Genomic DNA, 6,830 nt, shown 5'->3' with positions numbered 1-6,830 from the left:
CGGATGCGGGTGGTACGGTGATGGTGGTGTTGGTCTGGTTGTTGGTGTCATTATGGTCGTAATTGGTTCCATTAACCGTAGCAATATTGGTAATCTGTGTGTTAGATGTAATGACTTGTGCCAGGATGTGTAGTATGGCGTTTGCACCGTTGGCTAAAGTTCCTATAGTCCATAAGCCAGTTGTGGGATTGTAGGATCCGTTACCATCATCAGAGACGTACCTTAATCCAACAGGTAATAGATCCACAGATGTAACTCCAGTTGCGTTATCCGGGCCATTGTTGTGTATGGTTATGGTGTAGGTGATAGTGTCCAAATAGTGGGGAGCATGGTTGTCCACATCTTTGGTAACCTCCAGATCGGATGCGGGACCAACAGTTACCGTCACCGAGTCCTGATCATTACCTGGTTCTGGGTCCTGTTCTGTTCCGTTGATAAGGGCCATGTTGGTTAGGCTGGTATTTGATGCTGTAACTCGTGCCACAATATGTAACACCACACTTTCACCGTTAGCCAGATCACCAATGGTCCAAATACCAGTTGTCGGATTATATGAACCGTTAGAGTCGTCAGATGTCCATTCAAACCCTGCAGGTAACAGATCGTTCACCTGAACACTGGTAGCATCATCGGGCCCGTAGTTATGTGCAGTTAGGGTGAAAACCACTTCATCATGGTAGTTGGGATTAGAATTATTCACGGATTTATCTATTCCCAGGTCAGCGGTGCCGGCATCTAAACCACCCAAGGGTACAGTTGCTTCAGCTTCAGCATGACCTAGGGTTAGAGTCAGTAATTCATAGCCGGGTATAAGGTTCAGAAGCTCAATATTCAATGCATCCCCGGAAGCAAAAGCGTAGGTTCCATCAGGGGAAGTAATCTCGGTTTTATCCCCCAAGGCTATTCTGAGCACTCCCGGAAGTTGGACAACTCCAGTTATTCTAAGCTGGTTCAGAATACTTATCCCTAAAAGTCGAATGTCAGCTACACTCCAGTCATAGTGGGCAGTGGCACCTCCAGGTTCACCATTGGCAATGGCCGTTGCCTGGACATTAAAAGCTTCAATTTCCAGTAATCCGCCCAGAACTTCTATGTTAGCTGTGCTGCCAACACTGGATGAACTGGTTAAGGCCCCCGTAATGAAATCGGGGGTTATACTGCTGTTGGCATTGATCACTCCCAGATTTAGGAGCTGGATTAGATTCAACAGACTCAAATCCAGGGATATTACGCTGCTTCCTCCACTGGCTGCAGGGGGATAACTGGAATCGGCAACTCCAACTAAAGCCCCTAAATCAAGGCCCAGTAACTGTAGTAGGGCGGGTAAATTCTGGGGAAGTATCCCTCCAGTCACCACTCCCTGACCACCTGTGGAATTAACATTCAATAAACCTGCAAGCAGGTCACCGCTAAGCAGTCGAATCTCCAGTGGTATTCCCACACCCTCACTGTAGGGTATCACCTTACTATCAACCCATGCGTTCGACTTTCCGGCGTAAACATCCAGTAAAATTCCTGGAATTGCACCTACATTCAATACATAACTTGAAGCATTGCCACTGTAAGCTGGTAAAGCATATACTCGGAAGTCGGCAGTACCGTAAAGGTTGGGATCAGCGGGGTTGGTTGCATTGGGAGTTACCGTAATCTCTTTAAGATAAGATAAGTAACCGGTCCTGATCGCCGCCACCTTGAATACTGTTCCGGGATTGTTGAAATTTACCTGATAGGATCCGTCAGCTCCAGTTATTGTTTCTGCCATAAGATTGTCACTGGTATCCCATACCCTGATGGTAACTCCACCTAATCCTGTATTGGAACCACTTTCAATTACTGTTCCAGATATTATAGGGTCTACCATTGATGAATCACTGTTATTCTCGTCAAATCCTGCCGATGTATCTGATTGTATCCCAGAAATATCTGCAGAAGAATTTACAGGAGTATCACTAGACTCTGCAGCACTAACTGCACTGCAAAGTATCACTGCTAAAATGATTGTCAGAAGAACTGCTCCATGTTTTTCATACTTCACATTTGTCACCTCCTTTTTTGTTTCAAATGGAAATAACTGCTTTAATGCCGTTATTTCGGATGATAATGCATTTGAGTTTAAGATAAGTAAAATGGAGTTAGTTACTTTCAAATTTACATATCTGGTGCAACTCATAATACTAACTGAAGTATCATGCATATCATGTTTGAATAATATCCAATAGTATTTAAATATTATTATTTGAAAATAGTTTAAATCCTCATTAAGCTAATAGAATACAGATATATTTCCTTGATAAAACAATAATCTATTTTAAGATCTATATTTGCCAATAAATTAATTTATGGCCTGCTTAGTCTGATAATAAGCGTTTGAATTAAGAATTAAAAACCATTAAAAATCAAAGAAAATGTACATTTTTTAATACTTGACTTGGTGATTAATCATGAAATTTAATGTTAGTGTGGGGGATTAACCCTGTAAAAAGAAATACAATTAAATTTTTACGGTAATCTTTCATGTATTAATAATGATAGTAGGTAAAATCTTTAATATATTAATAATGATAAACGTAATCTCGGGACCGAACGTAAAAAACAATTTTCTTTGTATATAACAAAAATCGGATATAAAGACAAAAAAACAGGTATTTAAGAGAAAAAAATAGTAATCTTATTTCTATTTTTATAAAGGCAAAATATTCCCATAAAAATTTAAAAGTGACGCCTCAAATATCTCGGTTATTCTGCTAGGTGGGATGACATGCAGGCATCACAGTCAGTGGGCATTTTACCCTTTTCTTTGTGCAACTGACAGAGAATTTCATCAGTTTTCACTTTTCTACATATTTCGCAAACATGCGGTATTATGTCCCTTTGGTTGTACTTTTCTTCCACCAGGCCCTTGGCAAAGTCTTTTATGAGTTTCTGGGTCTCATCGTTAAATTTGATACCGTGTCCTCTTTTATCACTGATGTATTGAGAAACAGCCGGCTGGGTTATATCTAAAAGCTCAGAAATCTCCTTCTGTTTCATTCCTAGGTTAAGGAGTTCCTTGGCCAGTTCGGATCTGATGGTGGGGATAACGTACCACACTACTATTTCACACGGAGGTCTCATTTTAATCACTAATTCCCCTTATTCTAAAATCTTAATTTTATAAAATATTTCATTCATATATCCTTTTTTTGACAATTCTAATCAATTTATGAGTTTTAAATTCCTTATCTTATTGCACCTATCTTTACTTTAAAATGTAATGTCTTAAATGTGTGTATTATGATAATGGTGATTCTTAATATAAATCTATGTAAATTTAGTGATATTCTTATATCCCTGCTCCTTCTGAGAAAATTTCTTCCATCTCAGTTTTCCGATTTAATAAACCATTAGCTTTCATTACTTGAGATGTAATTCCCAGTTCTTTGATCTGGGCTTCCATTTCATTCTGACGTTTTAAAAGCAGGGTGATAACTTCGGCCACTGGATCCGGTAATTCTCCGTGATCTAGGTCAATGGCGCATTTACGCTGTTCCTGAACCACCCTTCCAGGTATACCCACGCAGGTTGAACCTGAGGGTACGGATTTTAGGACTACTGATCCAGCACCAATCTTAGATGCGTCCCCAATTTTAATGTTACCAATGATCTTAGCTCCCGAACCTATGACCACACCACTACCCACGGTGGGGTGTCTTTTTGTCTTCTCCAGACTGGTACCCCCCAGGACCACGCCCTGGTAAATCAGTACATCATCCCCCACTTCTGCGGTTTCACCAATAACCACCCCCATTCCATGATCTATAAACACCCTTCGACCAATTGTGGCACCGGGGTGTATTTCAATGCCGGTTAACAGGCGGCTGATGGCTGATGTGAATCGGCCTAAAAATAATAGTTTGTGGTTCCAGAACCAGCTGGCCAGTCGGTGCCACCAGATGGCGTGTAACCCCGGATAGCAGAAGAATATTTCCAGAGTGCTCCGGGCAGCAGGGTCCCGCATACGTACCATTTCCAAATCTTCACTTATCCTTTCAAACATTATTATTCTTCCTCCTGTTAGAGTTAAAATTCTAAATCAGACGGGGTTTTAAAGAAAATATAAAATAACATTCAACACCGAAGTATTGAATGGCTTATCTACTTTCTTTAGACATTCTAATTTATATTTGGGGGATTGTGTCTTCATAGGTTTTGTAAATTTCTTCGAAAACCCATCCCACACTCAGGTACCGTTCACCGGTGTCAGGTAGTATGACCACTATCTGTTTGCCTTTGTTTTCTTCGCGCTGGGCAAGTTCTACTGCTGCACGGGTGGCTGCTCCGGAGGAGATACCTGCCAGAATTCCTTCTTCCCTGGCCAGTTTTAATAGGTATGCTCCGGCATCTTCGTCTTTGATGGGAATAACTTCATCAATAAGGTCGGCATCGTATACTTCGGGCACAAATCCGGCGCCAATTCCCTGTATTTTATGTGGTCCTTTTACTCCGGTGGATAGAACTGGTGATGTTGCGGGTTCTACTGCAACTGCTTTGATTTCAGGTTTCTTTTCCTTTAAAGCTTGTGCGAGACCGGTGATGGTTCCACCAGTACCTACTCCTCCCACAACGATGTCCACCTTTCCATCGGTGTCTCTCCAGATTTCCTGGGCAGTGGTTTCCCGGTGGATTTTTGGGTTTGCTGGGTTTTTGAATTGTTGGGGTAGTACTGAGTTTGGTATTTCTGCGGCCAGTTCTTCAGCTTTGGCTACTGCACCAGGCATTCCATCTGCACCCGGTGTTAAGACTATTTCCGCACCGAAGGTGGCCAGAAGTTTCCTTCTTTCAATGGACATGGTGTCGGGAATGGTGAGTATTAATCGGTATCCTCGTGCTGCGGCTACAAATGCCAGGGCAATTCCGGTGTTCCCGCTGGTAGGTTCTATTAAAACTGAATCAGGTTTTATGGCTCCTATTTCTTCCCCATGTTCAATTAGAGCTACCCCAATTCTGTCTTTAACACTGCTGATTGGGTTGAATGATTCGAGTTTCACTAAAATTTCTGCATCTAAACCTTCGCTTATTCTGTTTAACCTTACCAGTGGTGTATTCCCAATGGTTTCAGTTATATCGTTGGCAATTCCTCTTGTTAATTCTGGTATCTTTACCATTTTTTTCACCTTTTATTTTATATAACTCCACTTATATAACTATTGTTATACAACTCATCAAAATAATATAATATAACTATTGTTATATAACAATTGTTATAATTCTCATTGTGGAAAACCCTTTATAAAAGTTTCGGTTATTTGTTGCGTGGTACAATCTTTTGCAAGTTATCATTGGGTAAAAAATAAAAAAGAAATTTTAATACGATATTTCTGGGTTTAATTGGTATTCTGCCATCTTAAGATGTAATCTTGCACTCTGTCAAATATGATGGTGATAAAGATTACCACAATGGCGAGAACAATCATTCCCGCAAGCACACCATCATAATTAGCAAACTGGCTTTGGTACTGGATGTACCAACCGAGCCCAGAACTGGCGCCTACGATCTCAGCTGCAGTTAGGGTTATGAATGATATTATCAAACCAATAAGCGCTCCGGAGAATATTGATTGCATTGAACCTGGCAGCAGTACCTTTTTCATGATGGTTATTTCATCCAATCCCAGTGTCTTGGCTGAGTTTAATATCCGATGATCAATACTAAACACACCGTATATTACACCGACTAATATGGGCCAGAAAGCCCCGATAAATATCAGGAAAGTCGATGAAAGGAAGAAGGAGGGGAGTAATGCTATGGCATACGGCATGTAAACTATGGGAGGAACAGGGGATGCGACTTTGGCGATGGGATAAGCCACATTGTAAACCCGTTTTCTCCATCCTATAACTAAACCAATGGGTACTGCCAGTATTACAGCAAATAAGTACCCGGTACCTAGTATGGAAAGTGAACTGAATATTCCAGTTATTATGTTACTGTAATCCTGGGAATAAACTGCAAAAACTGCTTCAGGTGTTGGGAAAAGAATAGTATCAATCAGGCTTAATCTGGTTGCAACATCCCACAGTAATAACACCAGTCCCAGAACTAGAAAGAGATCCACTGTTTTTTGAGAGTCTTCTCTGTGGATGTATATTTCTATAGCAAATAATAATGTTAATAAGCCCAGTGCAGCGCCAAACAAATTGGTACCTACAGGAATAGAAGTATTGGGCAATACAAATGTGATGGCAAACAGCACGAAGAAGATACCAAATACAAGTAAATGCTGTAAGTTGGTCCTTAATTTGGTTGGAAACCATTGTAATGATTTTTCCTGAAAACTCATTTTAAATCCCTCAAATGTTTTTCCTGTTCAGCAATGGATTCTAACATCTCATCATGCAGTAGAGAAATGAGTTTTGAACGTAAACTCATATATTCTGCAGATTTTGCAATATCAACCCTGCATCGTGGTCTGGGGAAGTCAACATTTATTATTTCTTTGATTCTGCCGGGGGATGGTGTCATAACCACTATTCTGTCGGAAAAAAACAAAGCCTCATCTACATCATGGGTTACGTAAAGGGTTGTTTCTCGTTTATCACCCCGGGTCCATAGATAAACCAACAAATCTTGCATATAAACTTTGTTTAAGGCATCTAATGCTCCGAAAGGTTCATCCATTAAGAAAGCTTTGGGTTTTATGGCAAACATCCGGGCTATTGCAAGTCTTTGACGCATACCACCGGATAAAGTTCTAGGGAATTTATCAGCAAACTTGGAAAGCCCCACTGTATCCAGATATTTTTTGGATTTTCTTTTAATCTCCTCTTTACTTAATTTTTTATTGGTGTGT

At 40.6% G+C, this 6,830-nt stretch carries 6 protein-coding genes (1 of these 6 cut by a window edge); all 6 read right to left on the bottom strand.

The genetic code is table 11. The annotated features are described in order from the left end of the window. A partial coding sequence (locus tag QC759_RS06395; protein WP_279845367.1) for a carboxypeptidase regulatory-like domain-containing protein occupies positions 1 to 2,035 on the bottom strand: 2,035 nt, incomplete at its 3' end. 701 nt (positions 2,036 to 2,736) lie between these two features. After that, complete coding sequence (locus QC759_RS06390; protein ID WP_048073430.1) at positions 2,737 to 3,114, bottom strand: transcriptional regulator; 378 nt, start codon at positions 3,112 to 3,114, stop codon at positions 2,737 to 2,739. Between the two features lie 208 nt (positions 3,115 to 3,322). Further along, positions 3,323 to 4,036, bottom strand: coding sequence for a serine O-acetyltransferase (cysE, locus tag QC759_RS06385; protein WP_048073429.1), 714 nt, complete (start codon positions 4,034 to 4,036; stop codon positions 3,323 to 3,325). A gap of 121 nt (positions 4,037 to 4,157) precedes the next feature. After that, the gene (gene cysK, locus QC759_RS06380) at positions 4,158 to 5,144 is read right to left on the bottom strand and encodes a cysteine synthase A (RefSeq protein ID WP_048073428.1); all 987 of its coding nucleotides are present in this window, start codon (positions 5,142 to 5,144) and stop codon (positions 4,158 to 4,160) included. A 219-nt stretch (positions 5,145 to 5,363) separates the two neighbouring features. Then, positions 5,364 to 6,320, bottom strand: a complete 957-nt coding sequence (locus QC759_RS06375; RefSeq protein WP_052660012.1) for an ABC transporter permease — start codon at positions 6,318 to 6,320, stop codon at positions 5,364 to 5,366. Next, a protein-coding gene (locus QC759_RS06370) for an ABC transporter ATP-binding protein (protein WP_048073427.1) crosses the window boundary here: on the bottom strand, positions 6,317 to 6,830 show its 3' portion. 305 nt of this gene lie beyond the right edge of the window; the window shows 514 of its 819 coding nt (coding positions 306–819); its start codon lies off the right edge, out of view — the gene reads right to left on this strand; the stop codon is at positions 6,317 to 6,319. Before QC759_RS06370 ends, QC759_RS06375 begins: the two co-directional genes overlap by 4 nt.

The organism is Methanobacterium formicicum (genome assembly GCF_029848115.1).
In the GTDB taxonomy this organism is placed as follows: Archaea; Methanobacteriota; Methanobacteria; order Methanobacteriales; family Methanobacteriaceae; genus Methanobacterium; species Methanobacterium formicicum.
The sequence above is the reverse complement of the archived record's forward strand: the minus strand, read 5'-3'. Positions and strand labels throughout refer to the sequence as shown.

Excerpts from the sequence above, each read along its gene's own strand:
- QC759_RS06390 (WP_048073430.1), bottom strand. The coding sequence starts at position 3,114 with ATGAGACCTCCGTGTGAAATAGTAGTGTGGTACGTTATCCCCACCATC.
- cysE (WP_048073429.1), bottom strand. The coding sequence starts at position 4,036 with ATGTTTGAAAGGATAAGTGAAGATTTGGAAATGGTACGTATGCGGGAC.
- cysK (WP_048073428.1), bottom strand. The coding sequence starts at position 5,144 with ATGGTAAAGATACCAGAATTAACAAGAGGAATTGCCAACGATATAACT.
- QC759_RS06375 (WP_052660012.1), bottom strand. The coding sequence starts at position 6,320 with ATGAGTTTTCAGGAAAAATCATTACAATGGTTTCCAACCAAATTAAGG.